The organism is Streptomyces sp. NPDC059224 (assembly GCF_042754285.1).
GTDB lineage: Bacteria > Actinomycetota > Actinomycetes > Streptomycetales > Streptomycetaceae > Streptomyces.
The window spans coordinates 50,454-66,262 of record NZ_JBHZAN010000044.1 but is presented as its reverse complement, the minus strand read 5'-3'; the positions used below and the strand labels follow the sequence as shown (position 1 = coordinate 66,262).

Below are 15,809 nucleotides of genomic sequence, written 5' to 3'. Positions count from 1 at the left end.
AGGCGGCCACCAGCTCGTCGCGCAGGACGTCCCGTTCGGGACCGTCCTCCAGAGCGGCGAGCCGGGCGAAGAGGGACGCCGTGTCGGGCGCGTCGCCGTGGCTGTGCCGGGACGCTGGACGAACGGCGTGCGTGGGGTGGCCGGGGGTACGGGGGCGGCTGTTCGACAAGTCGGTGAGCATGCGGAATCGCTCCTGAACTGTGGGCTCCAGGGCATCACCGGAACGGGGTTCCGGGAGTCGACCCGAACTGCGGTGTCAGAGTCGCCGCGGGAGCACCGCCCGGACCGCTCTGCGGGCCGGGGGGCGAGAGAACCGCTCCCACTGGCGCGCGCCTCCGGTCCGAAGCACGACAGTCCGCCTGCCCCTTGGTTCTCGACGCAAACACACCGCGAGGAGAACTTCGGCTCGCCGGGTCAGCTCAGCGACACGACCGCGGTGATCCGCTTGCCCCCGCGGGGCAGTCCGGCGACCTCCACGTCCCGGGCCAGCCGGCAGACGATGGGCCAGCCCCGGCCGCCGGGCCGGTCGCGCCCGTCCGGGACCTGCTCGGCCACGGGCAGGGCGTCACTGCGGTCGCTGACCGACACGCGTACCGCGCGTCCGTCGACGTCCACGTCGAAGCCGGTGATCCCGCCGCCGTGCAGGATCGCGTTGGTGGTCAGTTCCGAGGTGACGAGCAGGGCGTCGTCCAGGGCTCCGGCGGCGATCGGCACAGTCTGCCGGGCGACCGCGCCGCGGACCGCACTGCGGGCGTCGGCAGGCAGCAGGAACGGCCGGCGGGAGTCGGGTGGTACCACTACTGGTTCGGTCCGGATCTTCTCGCGCATCCCTTCGCTCCCTGAATGGTGGACCGGCGCTCCCTGAATGGTGGACCGGTTGGGTCGACCGGCCCGTCCGCACGGGTCTCTTCCTTTCGCCTCACCGGTCGGGGCGCTGCCAAACGCATCGAGGGGCGGCAAGGGCTTCCCGGAGTGAAACGGGTCACGTAGCCTGTTCCCGGGTACCGGAAACGACCGCGGATGGTTTAGCGTTCATCCATAAGTGGTCGAGGAGTTGACGTCAGGTCCTCCCCGGGCCACCGCTTGACGGCCCTGGCTGGCCTCCCCCGTCCAGCCAGGGCTTTTTCATGTCCGGACGCCTGCGGGCACGCGGTTCTCACACTCTTCGAGGTGCCCGGCGCGGCGCCAGCGGCTGAAATGGGCGTAGGGAAAGCCCCCGTACCCTCGCCGGCGAGGAGCCCCGCGCCATGACCAAAGCCATCAAACTGCTGACCGCCCTGCCGCAGGCGCAGCGCGCGCGCCTCATGGAACTGGCGGAGGAGGTCTCCTTCCCCGAGGACACCCGCATCTTCGAGGCCGGCGGCACCGCGGACCGCTTCTGGGTGATCCGCTCGGGGGCGGTCAACCTGGACCAGGAGGTCACGTCCCGTAAACGGGTCACCGTCGCCACCCTGGGCGCCGGCGACCTGCTCGGCTGGTCATGGCTGTTCCCGCCGTACGCCTGGGACTTCGGGGCGGTGGCCTTCAGCCAGGTGCGGGCCTACGAGTACGACGCCGCGGCCGTGCTGGCGCTGTGCGTGGAGGATCCGCTGCTGGGGCTCTCGCTGGTACGGACCGTCGCCGAGATCCTCGCCAGCCGGCTGGAGGCCACCCGGGGCAAGCTGCTGGACGCGTACGTGGGGCGGCGGCCCGCGTAGGGGGTCAGACGCGGTAGCGGCGCAGCGCGGGGGCGGCCGCCGCCAGCACCAGCATCACGGCCACGACCAGCAGTCCTCCGCCCGCAACGGCCGCCCGCGGTCCGAACACGGACCCCATGGTGCCGTGCAGGACGTCGGCCAGGCGCGGGCCGCCCGCGACCACCACCGTGAACACGCCCTGCATCCGGCCGCGCATCTCGTCGGTCGCGGCGGACAGCAGGATCGCGCCCCGGAAGACCATCGAGACCATGTCCGCGACCCCGGCCGCGGCCAGGAAGGCGACCGCCACCCAGAGGTTGCGGCTGAGCCCGAACCCGGCGACGGCCGCTCCCCAGCCTACGACCGCGCCGATCACCATCCAGCCGTGCCGGCGCGCCCGCGAGAACGTGCCGGAGAAGAGCCCGCCGAGCACCGCGCCGACGGGGATCGCCGCGAACAGCAGACCGAGCGCCAGCCCTTCGCCGTAGGAACCGTAGGTCTCGGCGGCCAGCTGCGGAAAGAGGGCGCGGGGCATGCCCAGGACCATCGCGATGATGTCGGCCAGGAACGACAGGAGCAGCACCTTGTGCATCGAGATGTAGCGGAACCCCGCCACGACCTCCCGCAGCCCGGCCCGGCGTGCCACCGCGCGTGCCAGCGGCGGCAGCGCGGGCAGCCGGTAGACCGCCCACACCGTCACGCACAGCGCCAGCGCGTCGATCAGATACAGCTCGGGCAGGCCGATGACCGGGATCAGGGCACCGGCCAGCAGCGGGCCGATCACCTGCCCGGTCTGCATGACCGTCGAGCCGAGGGCGTTGGCCGCGGGCAGTTGCCCCTCGGGGACCAGCCGGGCTATGGAGGCCGTGCGGGCCGGGGCGTTCAGCCCCCAGAACGCCTGCTGCAGGGCGAGCAGGACCATCAGCGCGGCCACGGATTCGAGACCGGTGACGGCCTGGAGCCAGAACAGCAGCGAGGTGACGGCGATACCGCAGTTGGTGATCAGCAGCAGCTTGCGGCGGTCCATCGCGTCGGCGACCGCGCCGCCCCAGAGCGCGAACACGACGAGCGGCAGCAGTCCGGCGAGGCTCGCGGCACCGACCCAGGCCGAGGACCCGGTGATGTCGTAGATCTGCTTGGGCACGGCCACCGCCGTGAGCTGGCTGCCGACCGAGGTGACGATCGTCGAGGTCCACAGCCGGCGGTAGGCCGGGACGGCCAGCGGGCGGGTGTCCATCGCCCACCGGCGCCAGCCTCGCCGGGGCGGGGGCAGGGGCGCCGTGGTGTCCTCGGGGGGCTGTATGCCGGACTGGGTGCCGCTCTCGCTGGTGTCCACTGAGTTCCTGGTGTCCTGGTCCTCTTGGTGCTCGCTACATCTTTCGACCGCGGGATCACTATCCCAGCAACTTCTGTGACCGCCGAACCGGCTGTCTCAGGATGCGGCCGCAACCGGGTTCGGGGACGTCAGGATCCGGCCACGAGCATCAGGCCGAGCCCCACCATGGTCAGGGCCACCAGTGCGTCCAGCACCCGCCAGGCGGCCGGCCCGGCGAGGTACCTGCCGAGCAGCCGGCCGCCGAAGCCGAGCGCGGCGAACCAGCACAGGCTCGCCAGGGCGGCGCCCAGACCGAAGGTCCAGCGCAGGTCGCCCCGGTCGGCGGCGAGGGAGCCGAGCAGGAACACGGTGTCCAGGTAGACATGCGGGTTCAGCCAGGTCATGGCGAGGCAGGTGAGCACGGCCCGGCGCCGGGACCCGGCCGTCTCGCCCTCGGTGCGCAGACCACCGGTGCCGGGCCGCAGAACCCGGCGGGCGGCCAGGACGCCGTAGCAGAGCAGGAAGGCACCGCCGACCAGGCCGACCGCCCGCACCGCGCCCGGCCACGCCACCACCAGCGCGCCCACCCCGCCGACGCCGAGGGCGATGAGGGCGGCGTCGGACAGGGCACAGATGCCGACGACGACCAGGACCGCGTCCCGGCGGACCCCCTGGCGCAGGACGAAGGCGTTCTGGGCGCCGATGGCGACGATGAGCGAGAGGCCGCTGCCGAAACCGGCGGCAGCGGCGGCGAGAGTGCTGGACATGCCTCGACGGTAGGAAGGCGATCTCTGTACGTACAGCTAAAGGTTCTTACGTACCCTTAGCACGACTGCAGACGGGAGCGGAACGGTGGAACTACCTCTCGACCAGGTGCGGACGCTGCTGGCGGTGGTGGACGAGGGGACGTTCGACGCGGCGGCCGTGGTCCTGCACGTGACACCGTCGGCGGTCAGTCAGCGGGTGAAGGCGCTGGAGCAGCGGACGGGACGGGTCCTGCTCCAGCGCACCAAGCCGGTGCGGCCGACCGAGTCGGGCGAGGTACTGGTGCGGTTCGCCCGGCAGCTGGCCCGGCTGGAACGCGACGCGCGCGGCGAACTGGGCATGAGCGGCGCCGGGGAGCCGACCCGGGTGTCGGTCGCGGTCAACGCGGACTCGCTGGCGACATGGTTCCTGGAGGCGTTGACCGGTCTTCCCGACGTCTTCGTGGAACTGCGCCGGGAGGACGAGGAGCACACGGCCGCGCTGCTGCGGGAGGGGCTGGTGATGGCGGCGGTGACCTCGTCGCCGGACGCGGTGCCCGGCTGCTCCGTGCGGGCGCTGGGACGGATGCGGTACCTGCCGGTGGCCGCCCCGGCGTTCGCGGCGGCGCACCTCACCGGGCCGCTGCCGGACGCCCTGGCCGCGGCACCGGTGATCGTGTTCGACCGGGTGGACGACTTCCAGGACGCGTTCCTGCGACGGCTGGGCCGGGACGGGGCCAGTTCGCTCCGGCATTACGTGCCCACCTCGGAGGGGTTCGTGGAGGCGGTGACGGCCGGGCTGGGGTGGGGGATGGTGCCGCAGGCGCAGGCGGAGCCGCGGTTGCGGGAGGGGCGACTGGTGCGGCTCGGGGGGCCGGGGCTGTGGGTGGACACGCCGTTGTACTGGCAGCAGTGGAAGCTGGACTCGCCGGCGCTGGGGGCGGTGGCGGAGGCGGTGGTGAGGACGGCGGGGGGTGCGTTGCGCCGGCCGTAGCGGGTCAGTTCACCGGACGGCGGCTGCGGGTGCGTGGGGGCCGCTCGCGCGAGTCCCCGCGCCCCTGGCGGGGCTCTGCACTCACCAGGAGCATCTCCAGTGCTGTCGGATAGGCACTGGTCACCATGCGTTTCGCCAGAAGGGGGGCCGCTTCCGCGATGCGCGGGTGCGTCGTGGGCGACACCTGGGCATAGGTCGACTGCCACTTGGCCTCGTCCGCCCGCTGGGAGTCCGCCGGCAGGGTCAGCGAGGCCGCGTCCAGGGCCGCGAAGGCCAGGGTCTGGTCGATGAAGGCGTGGTAGACGCGGACCGTCTCCGGCAGCGAGAAGCCCGCCGTGCGCAGGACGTCGAGGATCGCCTCGTCCGCCGCCAGCTCCTGCGCCCGGCCCGTCACCCGGTTCGCCGTCAGCAGGGCCGCCTGCGGATGGGACACGTACCGCGCGTGGATGCGCAGGCCGATCGCGCGCAGGTCCGTGCGCCACTCCCCCGTCGGTGCCCAGCCGGCCAGCGCCTCACCGATGAGGGCGTCGCCGATGGCCAGGGTCAGCTCGTCCATGCCCCGGAAGTAGCGGTAGAGGGTGCTCGGGTCGCAGTCGAGGGCGAGGCCCAGACGGCGGGCGGTGAGACCCGCGCTGCCGTGCTCGCGCAGCAGCCGCAGGGCGGTGTCGACGATCAGCCGCTCGGACAGCACGGTACCGCCGCGGGTCGGGCGGCGCCTGCGCCTCCTGTCCTCCGGCACGACCTGTTTGGGCACCGCGCTCTCCCTTGTCCGTTCTTATGCCAACGCCATTGACCTTATGCGACGGCCGGGCGTTTGATTCCGGCCAAGGCGCCCCGTACCCGACCCCGTGTTCTGTTCGAGAAGGAGATTTGGCCATGCGTGTACTGCTCGTGGGAGCCGGAGGTGTGGGCACCGCCGTCACCCGGATCGCGGCCCGCCGTCCGTTCTTCGAGGTGATGGTGGTCGCCGACTACGACCCGGCCCGCGCCGAGGCGGCCGTGGCCGCCGTCGGCGACGACCGGTTCCTCGCCGAGCGGGTCGACGCCGGTGACGAGGGGGCCGTGGCCGGCCTGCTGGCCCGGCACGGCTGCGACGTGCTGCTCAACGCCACCGACCCGCGCTTCGTGATGCCGCTGTTCCGGGCCGCCCGCGCGGCCGGTGCCGACTACCTCGACATGGCGATGTCGCTGTCCCGGCCGCACGCCGAGCGGCCCTACGAGGAGTGCGGGGTCAAGCTGGGCGACGAGCAGTTCGCGCGGGCCGGTGAGTGGGCGAAGGCCGGCGCGCTGGCGCTGGTCGGGATGGGTGTGGAGCCGGGGCTCTCGGACGTGTTCGCGCGGTACGCGGCCGACGAACTCTTCGACGAGATCGAGGAGATCGGCATCCGCGACGGTGCGGACCTGACCGTGGACGGCTACGCCTTCGCGCCCTCGTTCAGTATCTGGACCACGATCGAGGAGTGCCTCAACCCGCCCGTCGTGTACGAGAAGGAGCGTGGCTGGTTCACCACCGCCCCGTTCAGCGAGCCGGAGGTGTTCGACTTCCCGGAGGGCATCGGACCGGTCGAGTGCGTCAACGTCGAGCACGAGGAGGTCCTGCTCGTGCCCCGCTGGGTGGACGCGCGGCGGGTCACCTTCAAGTACGGGCTCGGCCGCGAGTTCATCGACACGCTGAAGACGCTGCACCTGCTCGGCCTCGACAGCACCACGCCGGTGACCGTGCCGGGCGCCGACGGCCCGGTCGCGGTCTCGCCGCGGGACGTGGTCGCCGCCTCGCTGCCCGACCCGGCGACGCTGGGCGACCGGATGCGCGGCAGGACCTGTGCGGGCACCTGGGTGCGCGGCGTCAAGGACGGGCAGCCGCGCGAGGTGTATCTCTACCACGTTGTCGACAACGAGTGGTCCATGACGGAGTACGGTAGTCAGGCCGTGGTGTGGCAGACGGCCCTCAACCCGGTCGTCGCCCTCGAACTCCTGGCCACCGGCGCGTGGTCGGGCTCGGGCGTCCTCGGTCCGGAGGCGTTCCCGGCCCGCCCGTTCCTCGACCTGCTGACCGAGTACGGCTCGCCCTGGGGCCTGCGCGAGCAGTGACCGCCCGCGATTTTCCCGGGACTTGGCCGTTTCGGCGGCGCCCGCTCCGGTGACCCGGACCGGAGCACGCATACGAAACGGCAGAGTCGACTTGGATCGCAGGTGACTTCGATGGACGACTGGCGAGACCACGCCGAGTGCCGCGAGGAGGACCCCGACCTCTTCTTCCCGATCGGCACCACCGGACCTTCGCTGCACCAGACGCGGCGCGCGAAGGCCGTCTGTGAGCGTTGTCCGGTCCAGGAACCGTGCCTGGACTGGGCGATGGACACCGGGCAGACCGTAGGCGTCTGGGGCGGTACGACCGAGGCGGAGCGCCGACTGCTGGCCCGGCGCCGGCAGCGGGCCGCACGCCGGTTCAGCTGACGTCGGCCGGTACCGGGGCGGCCGGCAGCCGCAGGGTGAACTCGGCCCCCTTGCCCGGTTCGCTCGCGGCCTCGACGGTCCCGTCGTGGGCGGCGACCAGATGACGCACGATCGGCAGCCCGAGCCCGCTGCCGCCGGTCCGGCGGCTGCGGGACTTCTCGGCGCGCCAGAACCGCTCGAAGACGTGCGGCAGATCGGCGGGGGCGATGCCCTTGCCGGTGTCGGTGACGGTGAGCCGGACCTCGTCGCCGGCCCGGCGGGCGGCCAGCGTCACCGTGCCCTCGGCGGGGGTGTGCCGGATCGCGTTGGAGACCAGGTTGCCCAGCGCCTGGCGCATCCGCACCGGGTCGGCGTCGAGCCAGGCCGTACTGTCGGCATCGGTCAGCAGGGTGACCCCGGCCGCGTCCGCGGCCACCCGGTGGGCGGCGGCGACCTGGTCGAACAGGTCGGCGGCGCCGACCGGTTCGCGGTGCATGCGCAGGGTGCCGGCGTCCGCGGCCGCGAGGTCCTGGAGGTCGTCGATGATCCGCTGGAGCAGCAGCGCCTCCTCGTGCAGCGAGGCCAGCAGCGCCGGGTCGGCGTCGACCACGCCGTCCCGGGTGACCTCCAGCCAGCCCCGGATGTTGGTGAGCGGGCTGCGCAGCTCATGGGCGATGTCGCTGACCATCGCCTTGCGCTGCTCCTCCAGGCGTTCCCGGCGTTCGGTGAGGTCGTTGAACGCCTCGGCCAGCAGCCCGGTCTCGTCCCGGGTCCGCACCGGCGCCCGCGCGTGCAGTTCGGGCGGCTGGCGTACCGTGACGGTCAGCGCGCGCAGCGGCCGGACCAGCCGGGTGGCGATCACCGCGGTGACGGCGACCGTGAAGGCCAGGACCAGCCCGGCCGCGCCGACGATCTTCGCCTTGTTGGTCCGGGACATGTCGAACCGGGGCACGGTCTGGTCGCCCAGGCCGAGGAAGAGTTCGGCCGGCGGGGCGGCGTACGGCTCCAGTTGGGTGCGGCGCGCGCTGGTGACGCAGTTCTTCGCGACCTGGTCCGTGTGCGCCTGGTCGCGCCTGGCCTTCCTGGTGGTGACGACGAAACCGCCGGTGACCGGGTTGCGTCCGGTCTGGTCGAAGGTGAGGTACAGCTGTCCTGCGATGTCCAGGTCCTTGGCCTGCAGACATGGGCGGACCAGGTCCGTCAGCGTGGCGAGGGCCTTCGTCTCGGTGCGGGTGACACCGAGGAACCCCTTCTTCATCGCCATGAGGGGATCGCCCAGCCCGCCGCAGCCGACCGAGCGGAACGCCGAGGCGTCCGTGCCGTCGTCGTCGACGAGGTAGGGCCGCCCGCTGGGCGTACGGGCGACGGTGGTGCGGATGCCGTAGGCGTTGTAGCAGGACCGCTCCTTGTCCGCCACCGTGTCCAGCTCGCCGCGTTCCTTCGCCGTGAGCCGGTACGGGCCGACCACCCGCGGGTCGATACCGCTGAGCTGCGCGCCGGACTCGGTGTAGGTGTCGGTGTGCAGGGGGTCGATGGCGGCGGCCGGCCGGGGCGGCAGCCCGGTGCCCCGTGCCGCCGAGTCGGCGATCAGCGTGCGGTCGGCGGTGGTCAGCGCGATCCTGCGGCCGGTCTGCACGGCCAGCGTACGGACCGTGCGCTGCACCCCGCTCCAGTCGGAGTGGTCCGCCGCGTACCCGCTGAGCTGGGCGAGGATCTTGTTGTCGGCCGCGAGGTCCTGGCCCTGCTCCTCCTCCAGCGCGCTGGTGGTGGTCGTCACCGCGAGCCAGGCGGTGGCGGCCACCGAGCACGCGGCGATCAGCACCGAGGCGAACAGCAGCCGGACCAGCAGCCGCTTGCGCCAGGGTATCCGGGTTCTCACGGCCGGCCGCCGCTCAGCTTGTAGCCGACGCCGAACACGGTCAGCAGCCGTCGCGGCCGCCGGGGGTCGGCCTCGATCTTCCGGCGCAGGTTCATCACGTGGACGTCGACGGCCCGTTCGGTCGAGGCCCGGTCGAAGCCGCGGGTGCACTGGAGCAGCTGCCGCCGGGTGAACACCCGGTCGGGCTCCCCGGCCATGGCGAGCAGGATCTGGAACTCGGCCGGGGTCACCTCCACCGGCGCCCCGTCGCAGCGCACCTCGTGCCGCACCGGATCCACACTGATCCCGGCCGCGGTCACCGCCGGTTCCTCCCGCACCGCCGTGACGCGCCCGCTGCGCCGCAGTACCGTCCGGATCCGGGCCATCAGCTCACGCGGGCTGTACGGCTTGGTCATGTAGTCGTCGGCACCCAGCTCCAGGCCGAGCAGCACGTCGTCCTCCTCGGCCCGGGCGGTGAGCATCAGCACCGGGATCTCCGGGTCGCCGCCGCGCAGCACCCGGCAGACGCCGAAACCGTCGATCACCGGGAGCATCAGGTCGAGGACGACCAGGTCGGGCCCGAGCCGCCGGGCCGCGTCCAGCGCGGCGGCGCCGTCGTGGACGACCGTCGCGGTATGGCCCTCGGCCAGCAGGGAGCGCCGGATCAGCTCGGCCTGCATCTCGTCGTCCTCGGCGACCAGCACATGTGCGCACACAGGTTCGGATCCTAAGCGGTCTTCCGGCGGCTACCGGGCGAGCCAGTCGGCGTACCCCATGACGACGACCGGATGCCGGTCCGGGTCCAGGGTGCGCAGCAGCTGCCTCATGTGCGCCTTGGCGACGCTGACACAGGCGTGCGTCGGACCGCCGTGGTCCACGTGCAGCCAGACACCGCCGCCGCGCCCGGCTCCCATGGGGCGGGTCCAGTCGAGGGGCGAAGTGCCGGGCTGCCGGTTGTAGTTGATGGCGACGACGTAGTCGAAGGAGCCTTCCAGCGGCTCGCCCTCGAAGCCGGTGCCGGGTGAGCGGAAGCCCCACCCGTGGTCGTACGGCAGCCTGCTGCCCGGGTCGGCGAGCAGGCCTCCGGCGTCGGTGAGCCCGTACACGCCGACGGGCGAGCGCAGGTCCCCGGCCATGTGGTGCTCGCTCCAGCCGTCCTTGCCGTTGTGTGCGGGCCAGGTGGCGCCGGGCTGCCAGACGTCGTCGTCGCGCTCGTACAGGACGACGCTGGAGACGGGCGAGTTCCTGCCCCGCCCCCGGGCGACGACGACCTGTTCGGCCCGCTCGGGTATCGCCGCCGCGGTCCGCGGACCCAGGCCCGGTATGCCGGTGGGCCGCGGGCTGCTGCTCTCGGCTGCGGGGGCAGCCGCCGCCCGTGCCGGCCGGTCGTCGTCCGACCGGCTCGGCGCGGCCTCGGCGCCGCCCCCGCAGCCCGAGAGCAGGAGGGGGGAGGCGAGGAGCGCGACAGCTGTTCTGCGATGGATCATGAGACCGACTCTGGCTGAAAATTGTAAGAAACTCGTCAGCTTCAGATCCCTGTTGGTGGAAGCGCGCCGAAGGGGCGCGGGGAACTGCGCGACAAGCCCCTGCCGGCCCGCACTCAATTCCCTACGGCTTGCCCTTCTTGTACAACCACGTCTGGAACAAGGACCCGAGATCCTTGCCCGACTGCCCCTGCGCGAGCTTCACAAACTCCGCGGTGGTCCCGTGCCCGTACCGATGCCCACTCGCCCAGACCCGGAGAATCCGGAAGAACACCGCGTCCCCCACGGCCTTGCGCAGCTCGTGCAGCGCCATCGCGCCCCGCGCGTACACCGGCGTGCCGAAGATGTTCGCGCCACTGCCCGGGTCGGCCGGCGGATACGCCCACAACTCGTCGCTCGCCGGCTTGGCGTACAGCGCGTCGAAGGTCTTCTGCGCGCTGTCGCCCCCGTGCTGCTCCTCGTAGAGCCACTCCGCGTAGGTCGCGAAGCCCTCGTTGAGCCAGATGTCCTTCCAGGAGGTGAGCGAGACGGAGTCACCGAACCACTGGTGGGCGTTCTCGTGCACCAGCGTGTCGAGGTCGGGCGCGGAGTCGTAGATCGGCCGGCCCTGCGTCTCCAGGGCGTAGCCGACGCTCGGCGCGTGGTCGACGATCGCCCCGGCCGAGCGGAACGGATAGGGCCCGAACAGCCTGCTCTCCCACTCCAGGACCGACGGCAGCTTCTTCAGCACGGCCGCGGACCCGCTCCCCTCGCGCGGGTCGACCGCGTTGTACACCTTGATCCCGTCGCGGGTGGTGTACTGCTGCACCTTGAAGTTCCCGACAGTGGCGGTGGCCAGGTAGGCGGCCATCGGCTCGCTCTGCCGCCAGCGGAAGGTGGTGCGGCCGCCCGAGGTGTGCTGCCCGAGCAGGACTCCGTTGGCGACGGCGGTGCGCCCCTTGGGGACGGTGATCGTGAAGTCGTACGACGACTTGTCCTTGGGGTGGCTGTTCGCCGGGAACCAGGTCATCGCGCCCTGCGGCTCGCCGGCGACGAACGCGCCGTCGTCGGTGCGGATCCAGCCGTCCGGCGAGCCGTCGGGGTCGGTGACCTGCTTCGGGGTGCCGTTGTAGGCGACCGCGACCCGGAACTGACGGCCCTTGGCGAGCGGGCGCGACGGCGTGACGACCAGCTCCTGCCCGCTGCGGCTGAATCGGGCGGTCCGGCCGTCGACGGTGACCCGGGTGACCTTCAGGCCGCTGAGGTCCAGGTCGAAGCGGGTGAGCTTCTGGGTGGCGCGGGCCGTGAGGACGGCCTTGCCGTCCAGATGGCGGGAGGAGGTGTCGTAGCGCAGCGTCAGGTCGTAGTGGCCGACGTGGTAGCCGCCGTTGCCGCTGAGCGGGAAGTAGGGGTCGCCCGCGCCCGCGGCGCCTGTCGTGCTCGCCGAGGCCGTGCCGGCGGCGGCGAGCAGGGCCGCCACGGCGACCGGGACGGTGGCGAGGACCGCCTCGCGGCGGAGGACTGCGGTACGTCTGCTTGCACCCTGCACCTGCACAAGCGCTCCTTCGGACGGTGGCCGATGATCAGTGGCCCACAGACTAGGCGCGCGGGCGTCCGTGTTTCCCCCTCATTCTGGTCAAGCCGCGTCGCGTCGGCAGCCGGTGGGGCGGACCCGCCGCTACCCTCGCGGGGACCGTCACCGAGCCGAGGGGCGCCCGACCGTGAGTGTGCGTGTCCGCAGGATCTATGAGAGTCCCGAGCCGGACGACGGGGTGCGGGTCCTGGTGGACCGGCTGTGGCCGCGCGGGATGTCGAAGGCGGACGCGCACGTGGACGAGTGGCCCAAGGCACTGACGCCCTCGAACGAGCTGCGCCGGTGGTTCCACGACGGCGGTTCCTACGAGGAGTTCACCCGCCGCTACGAGGCGGAGCTGGCCGCCCCCGAGGCGGCCGGACTCCTCGACGGCCTGCGGGAGTCGGCGAGCAGGGGCCGGGTGACCCTGCTCACCGCGTCCAGGTCCCCGGACGAGAGCCACGCCACGGTACTGGCACGGCTCCTGTCCGCGTAGGGCCTGTCCGGCGGACCGTGCGGCGGACACACCAGACCCCGCTCACCGGCGGCGACGAGGCGCCGTCGACCTCCCGCGACCCGTTCCGCCGGACAGACCCTAGGCGGTCTGCCTGGCCGCCGCGCGGCCCGCCGAGCGGCCCGAGAACAGGCAGCCGCCGAGGAAGGTGCCCTCCAGCGCGTTGTAGCCGTGCACGCCGCCGCCGCCGAAGCCGGCCACCTCGCCGGCCGCGTAGAGCCCCTCGATCGGCTGCCCGTCGGCGCCCAGGGCGCGGGATTCCAGGTCGGTCTGGATGCCGCCGAGGGTCTTGCGCGTCAGGACGTGCATCCTGACCCCGATCAGCGGTCCGGCGGCCGGGTCGAGGATGCGGTGCGGGGAGGCGACCCGGCCGAGGCGGTCGCCGATGTAGCGGCGGGCGTTGTGGATGCCCTGGATCTGGGAGTCCTTGCTGTAGGAGTTGCCGATCTGCAGGTCGCGGGCGACGATCTGGCGGCGCACCTCGGCCGCGTCCAGGAGCGCCTTGCCGGTGAGCCCGTTCATCTTCTCGACGAGCTGCTCCAGGGAGTTCGCGGTCACGAAGTCCGCGCCCTTGTCGACGAAGGCCTGCACCGGGCCGGGGGCGCCCTTGCCGAGCAGCCGGTCGCGCAGCACGGCCTTGCGGTCCTTGGCGGTGATGTCCGGGTTCTGCTCGGAGCCGGAGAGCGCGAACTCCTTCTCGATGATCTTCCGGGTGAGGACGAACCAGGAGTGGTCGTGTCCCGCGATGTCCTCGGTGGTGCGCAGGTACTTCAGGGTGCTGAGGGTGTCGTATCCCGGCAGGCAGGGGTCGGGGAGCCGGCGGCCGAGGGCGTCCAGCCAGATCGAGGACGGGCCGGGCAGGATGCGGATGCCGTGGCCCGGCCAGACGGGGTTCCAGTTCTGGATGCCCTCGGTGTAGTGCCACATGCGGTCGCGGTTGACCAGGCGGACGCCTGCCTCGGCGCTGATGTCGAGCATGCGGCCGTCCACGTAGGCGGGGACGCCGGTGACCATCTCGGCCGGGGGTGTGCCGAGGCGCTCGGGCCAGTAGCGGCGGACGATGTCGTGGTTGGCGCCGATGCCTCCGGTGGTGACGACGACGGCCTGGGCGGTGAGTTCGAAGTCGCCGGTCCGGTCACGGCTGGAGGCGACACCGCGCGGCGAGTCGTCGGGGGCGAGGACCGTGCCGCGCACGCCGCGTGCCGCGCCGTCCTCGACGACGAGTCCGTCCACCCGGTGACGGTGGTGGAAGGTGAGCAGTCCGTCGCGGGCGGCCTGCCTGGCGTACCGGACGAAGGGTTCGACGACGCCGGTTCCGGTGCCCCAGGCGATGTGGAAGCGGGGTACCGAGTTGCCGTGCCCGGTCGCGCGCAGGTCGCCGCGTTCGGCCCAGCCGACGGTCGGCAGCAGGCTGATGCCGTGGCTCTGCAGCCAGGGCCGCTTCTCCCCGGCCGCGAACTCCACGTAGGCCCGCGCCCAGCGCACCGCCCAGGAGTCCTCGTCGTCCTCGCGGTCGAACTGGGCGCTGCCCCGCCAGTCGTTCCAGGCCAGGTCGAGGGAGTCCTTGATGCCGAGGCGGCGCTGCTCGGGCGAGTCGACGAGGAAGAGCCCGCCGAAGGACCAGAACGCCTGGCCGCCGAGGTTGGCCGCGTTCTCCTGGTCGACCAGGGCGACCCGGCGGCCCCTGCTGGTGAGTTCGTGCGCCGCGACCAGGCCGGCGAGGCCCGCTCCGACGACGATGACGTCCGCGTCCATGGCGACCGTTGCCTTTCTCATACGGGGTGGGTGCTGCCGTCGGTCAGCAGCGCGGTGAGCAGTTGCTTGAGCCAGGCCCTGGCCCGGTCGACGTCCTTGTCGAGGAGCAGTTGGGTGCTCACGCCGTCGTACGCGGCGACCACGGCGTGGGCGGCGCCGTCGACGCCGCCGAGCACGGCGGGGACCGGGGTGTGGCCGCCGGCCCGGAAGAGCCGGTCGGCGACGGCCTGCCGCAGCCGGGCGCGGTGGTCCAGGAGCGCATCGGCGACGGCCGGGTCCCGGGCGGCGTGCACCAGGAAGTCGGTCTTCACCAGCAGCCAGTCCACGTCGAGGAGCAGCACGTCGGTGACCCGGTCCACGGAGGCCGCCACGTCCAGGTCCGGGCCGTCCAGGGCGAGGGCGTCGGCGACCTGCCGGGCGATGAGGTCGGCGCGGTCCCGGTAGAGGGCGAAGAACAGCTCGTCGAGGGTGGCGAAGTTGGAGTAGAAGGCGCCTCTGCTGAACCCGGCGGCCTCGCAGACCTCCTCGATGGAGACGCGCCCGAACCCCTTGGCCGCGAACACGGTGAACGCGGCGTCGAGCAGCCGGGCCCGGGTCCGGACCCGGCGCCGGGTGACCCGCCCGGTCGCGCCGTCGGCATCCATGTCCCGACCTCCGTTCGATACAGGAACGTATCCGATACATGAACGTATCGAAAGACCTCGGCCGGAGGTCGCGCGAGACCGCCAAGATCGAATGGGAACACACATTCGATTAAGGAGTACGCTGGCTCCATGGCCACGCACCTCCAGGGCTCCCTGTTCGACCAGACCGACGAGCTGCGGCTCAACACCCTCGACGGCGTCGGCCGCACCGAGCTGGGCTCCGGCGCCTGGATCGACGTGCTGCCCGGCTGGCTGAGCGGCGCCGACGCCCTGTTCGAACGGCTGGCGGCGGACGTCCCCTGGCACGCCGAGCGCCGCACGATGTACGACAGCGTCGTGGACGTACCGCGGCTGCTCGCCTTCTACGGCTCCGCCGACCCGCTCCCGCACCCCGTCCTCGCCGAGGCCCGCGCGGCGCTCACCCGCCACTACGCCGACGAGCTGGGCGAGCCGTTCAGCACGGCGGGGCTCTGCTACTACCGCGACGGCCGGGACAGCGTCGCCTGGCACGGCGACCGGATCGGCCGGGGTTCACGGGAGGACACCATGGTCGCGATCCTCTCCGTGGGCGCCCCACGCGACCTGCTGCTGCGCCCGATGCGCGGCGGTCCCTCGGTCCGGCGCCCGCTGGGCCACGGCGACCTGATCGTGATGGGCGGCTCCTGCCAGCGGACCTGGGAGCACTGCGTACCGAAGACCGCGCGGGCCGCCGGTCCGCGCATCAGCATCCAGTTCCGGCCGCACGGGGTGCGGTGACCAGGGTCCCCGTCGGCGGTCACCGCGCCTCGTCTGGTTGGCTGTCCTCCGGTTCGGTCAGGATGCTGCGGGAACGTCGGAG

Annotated in this window: 16 protein-coding genes and 1 pseudogene; 6 read left to right on the top strand and 11 right to left on the bottom strand. The window is 72.5% G+C overall.

Translation table 11 applies throughout. The annotated features are described in order from the left end of the window. Positions 1-181 (bottom strand): annotated as a pseudogene (locus ACFXI4_RS37365) (B/F/G family RNA polymerase sigma-70 factor); the annotation flags it as partial. Positions 182-414: 233 nt separating this feature from the next. Then, a complete protein-coding gene (locus ACFXI4_RS37360; protein WP_384999906.1) occupies positions 415-828 on the bottom strand; it encodes an ATP-binding protein in 414 nt (137 codons plus the stop codon). Positions 829-1,247: 419 nt separating this feature from the next. On the opposite strand from ACFXI4_RS37360, the gene ACFXI4_RS37355 reads away from it, so the two are divergent. Continuing rightward, positions 1,248-1,697 (top strand): cyclic nucleotide-binding domain-containing protein, encoded by a 450-nt coding sequence (locus ACFXI4_RS37355; RefSeq protein WP_362729953.1) that lies wholly within the window; start codon positions 1,248-1,250, stop codon positions 1,695-1,697. A 4-nt stretch (positions 1,698-1,701) separates the two neighbouring features. Here ACFXI4_RS37355 and ACFXI4_RS37350 read toward each other — a convergent pair whose 3' ends face one another. Beyond that, on the bottom strand, positions 1,702-3,012 hold the full coding sequence (locus tag ACFXI4_RS37350; protein ID WP_384999902.1) for an MFS transporter: 1,311 nt from the start codon (positions 3,010-3,012) through the stop codon (positions 1,702-1,704). A gap of 128 nt (positions 3,013-3,140) precedes the next feature. Beyond that, complete coding sequence (locus ACFXI4_RS37345; protein WP_384999899.1) at positions 3,141-3,758, bottom strand: LysE/ArgO family amino acid transporter; 618 nt, start codon at positions 3,756-3,758, stop codon at positions 3,141-3,143. An 85-nt stretch (positions 3,759-3,843) separates the two neighbouring features. On the opposite strand from ACFXI4_RS37345, the gene ACFXI4_RS37340 reads away from it, so the two are divergent. Beyond that, complete coding sequence (locus ACFXI4_RS37340) at positions 3,844-4,728, top strand: LysR family transcriptional regulator ArgP (RefSeq protein ID WP_384999896.1); 885 nt, start codon at positions 3,844-3,846, stop codon at positions 4,726-4,728. A 4-nt stretch (positions 4,729-4,732) separates the two neighbouring features. Here the strand turns inward: ACFXI4_RS37340 and ACFXI4_RS37335 are convergent, their stop codons facing one another. Beyond that, positions 4,733-5,482 carry a TetR/AcrR family transcriptional regulator gene (locus ACFXI4_RS37335; RefSeq protein ID WP_384999893.1) on the bottom strand — a complete coding sequence of 250 codons (750 nt, stop codon included), beginning with the start codon at positions 5,480-5,482 and terminating at the stop codon, positions 4,733-4,735. Positions 5,483-5,604: 122 nt separating this feature from the next. Here ACFXI4_RS37335 and ACFXI4_RS37330 point away from each other — a divergent pair, with 122 nt between their 5' ends. Both ACFXI4_RS37330 and ACFXI4_RS37325 read left to right on the top strand, forming a co-directional pair. Continuing rightward, positions 5,605-6,819 carry a saccharopine dehydrogenase family protein gene (locus ACFXI4_RS37330; RefSeq protein ID WP_384999890.1) on the top strand — a complete coding sequence of 405 codons (1,215 nt, stop codon included), beginning with the start codon at positions 5,605-5,607 and terminating at the stop codon, positions 6,817-6,819. Positions 6,820-6,930: 111 nt separating this feature from the next. Then, on the top strand, positions 6,931-7,185 hold the full coding sequence (locus ACFXI4_RS37325; RefSeq protein ID WP_384999887.1) for a WhiB family transcriptional regulator: 255 nt from the start codon (positions 6,931-6,933) through the stop codon (positions 7,183-7,185). Here ACFXI4_RS37325 and ACFXI4_RS37320 read toward each other — a convergent pair. From ACFXI4_RS37320 to ACFXI4_RS37305, 4 genes are all read right to left on the bottom strand, one after another. Beyond that, positions 7,178-9,043 (bottom strand): ATP-binding protein, encoded by a 1,866-nt coding sequence (locus tag ACFXI4_RS37320; protein WP_384999884.1) that lies wholly within the window; start codon positions 9,041-9,043, stop codon positions 7,178-7,180. The two genes, ACFXI4_RS37325 and ACFXI4_RS37320, sit on opposite strands and share 8 nt — an antisense overlap. Continuing rightward, positions 9,040-9,738 carry a response regulator transcription factor gene (locus ACFXI4_RS37315; protein ID WP_362730597.1) on the bottom strand — a complete coding sequence of 233 codons (699 nt, stop codon included), beginning with the start codon at positions 9,736-9,738 and terminating at the stop codon, positions 9,040-9,042. The genes ACFXI4_RS37320 and ACFXI4_RS37315 overlap by 4 nt, the downstream gene beginning before the upstream one ends. Positions 9,739-9,768: 30 nt before the next feature. Beyond that, positions 9,769-10,509: a L,D-transpeptidase family protein gene (locus ACFXI4_RS37310; protein WP_384999880.1), complete on the bottom strand. Its 741-nt coding sequence runs from the start codon at positions 10,507-10,509 to the stop codon at positions 9,769-9,771. 121 nt (positions 10,510-10,630) lie between these two features. Next, positions 10,631-12,034 carry a M1 family metallopeptidase gene (locus tag ACFXI4_RS37305; protein WP_384999877.1) on the bottom strand — a complete coding sequence of 468 codons (1,404 nt, stop codon included), beginning with the start codon at positions 12,032-12,034 and terminating at the stop codon, positions 10,631-10,633. 172 nt (positions 12,035-12,206) lie between these two features. On the opposite strand from ACFXI4_RS37305, the gene ACFXI4_RS37300 reads away from it, so the two are divergent. Continuing rightward, on the top strand, positions 12,207-12,554 hold the full coding sequence (locus ACFXI4_RS37300; RefSeq protein WP_384999874.1) for a DUF488 domain-containing protein: 348 nt from the start codon (positions 12,207-12,209) through the stop codon (positions 12,552-12,554). Between the two features lie 99 nt (positions 12,555-12,653). On the opposite strand, the gene ACFXI4_RS37295 is transcribed toward ACFXI4_RS37300, so the two are convergent. Together ACFXI4_RS37295 and ACFXI4_RS37290 are read right to left on the bottom strand one after the other, a co-directional pair. Continuing rightward, on the bottom strand, positions 12,654-14,327 hold the full coding sequence (locus ACFXI4_RS37295; RefSeq protein ID WP_384999912.1) for an FAD-binding dehydrogenase: 1,674 nt from the start codon (positions 14,325-14,327) through the stop codon (positions 12,654-12,656). Between the two features lie 17 nt (positions 14,328-14,344). Next, positions 14,345-14,971, bottom strand: coding sequence for a TetR/AcrR family transcriptional regulator (locus ACFXI4_RS37290; RefSeq protein WP_384999871.1), 627 nt, complete (start codon positions 14,969-14,971; stop codon positions 14,345-14,347). 129 nt (positions 14,972-15,100) lie between these two features. Here ACFXI4_RS37290 and ACFXI4_RS37285 point away from each other — a divergent pair, with 129 nt between their 5' ends. Next, entirely contained in the window at positions 15,101-15,727 is a 627-nt protein-coding gene (locus ACFXI4_RS37285) for an alpha-ketoglutarate-dependent dioxygenase AlkB (protein WP_384999869.1), read from the top strand. The last annotated feature ends 82 nt before the right edge of the window (positions 15,728-15,809 follow it).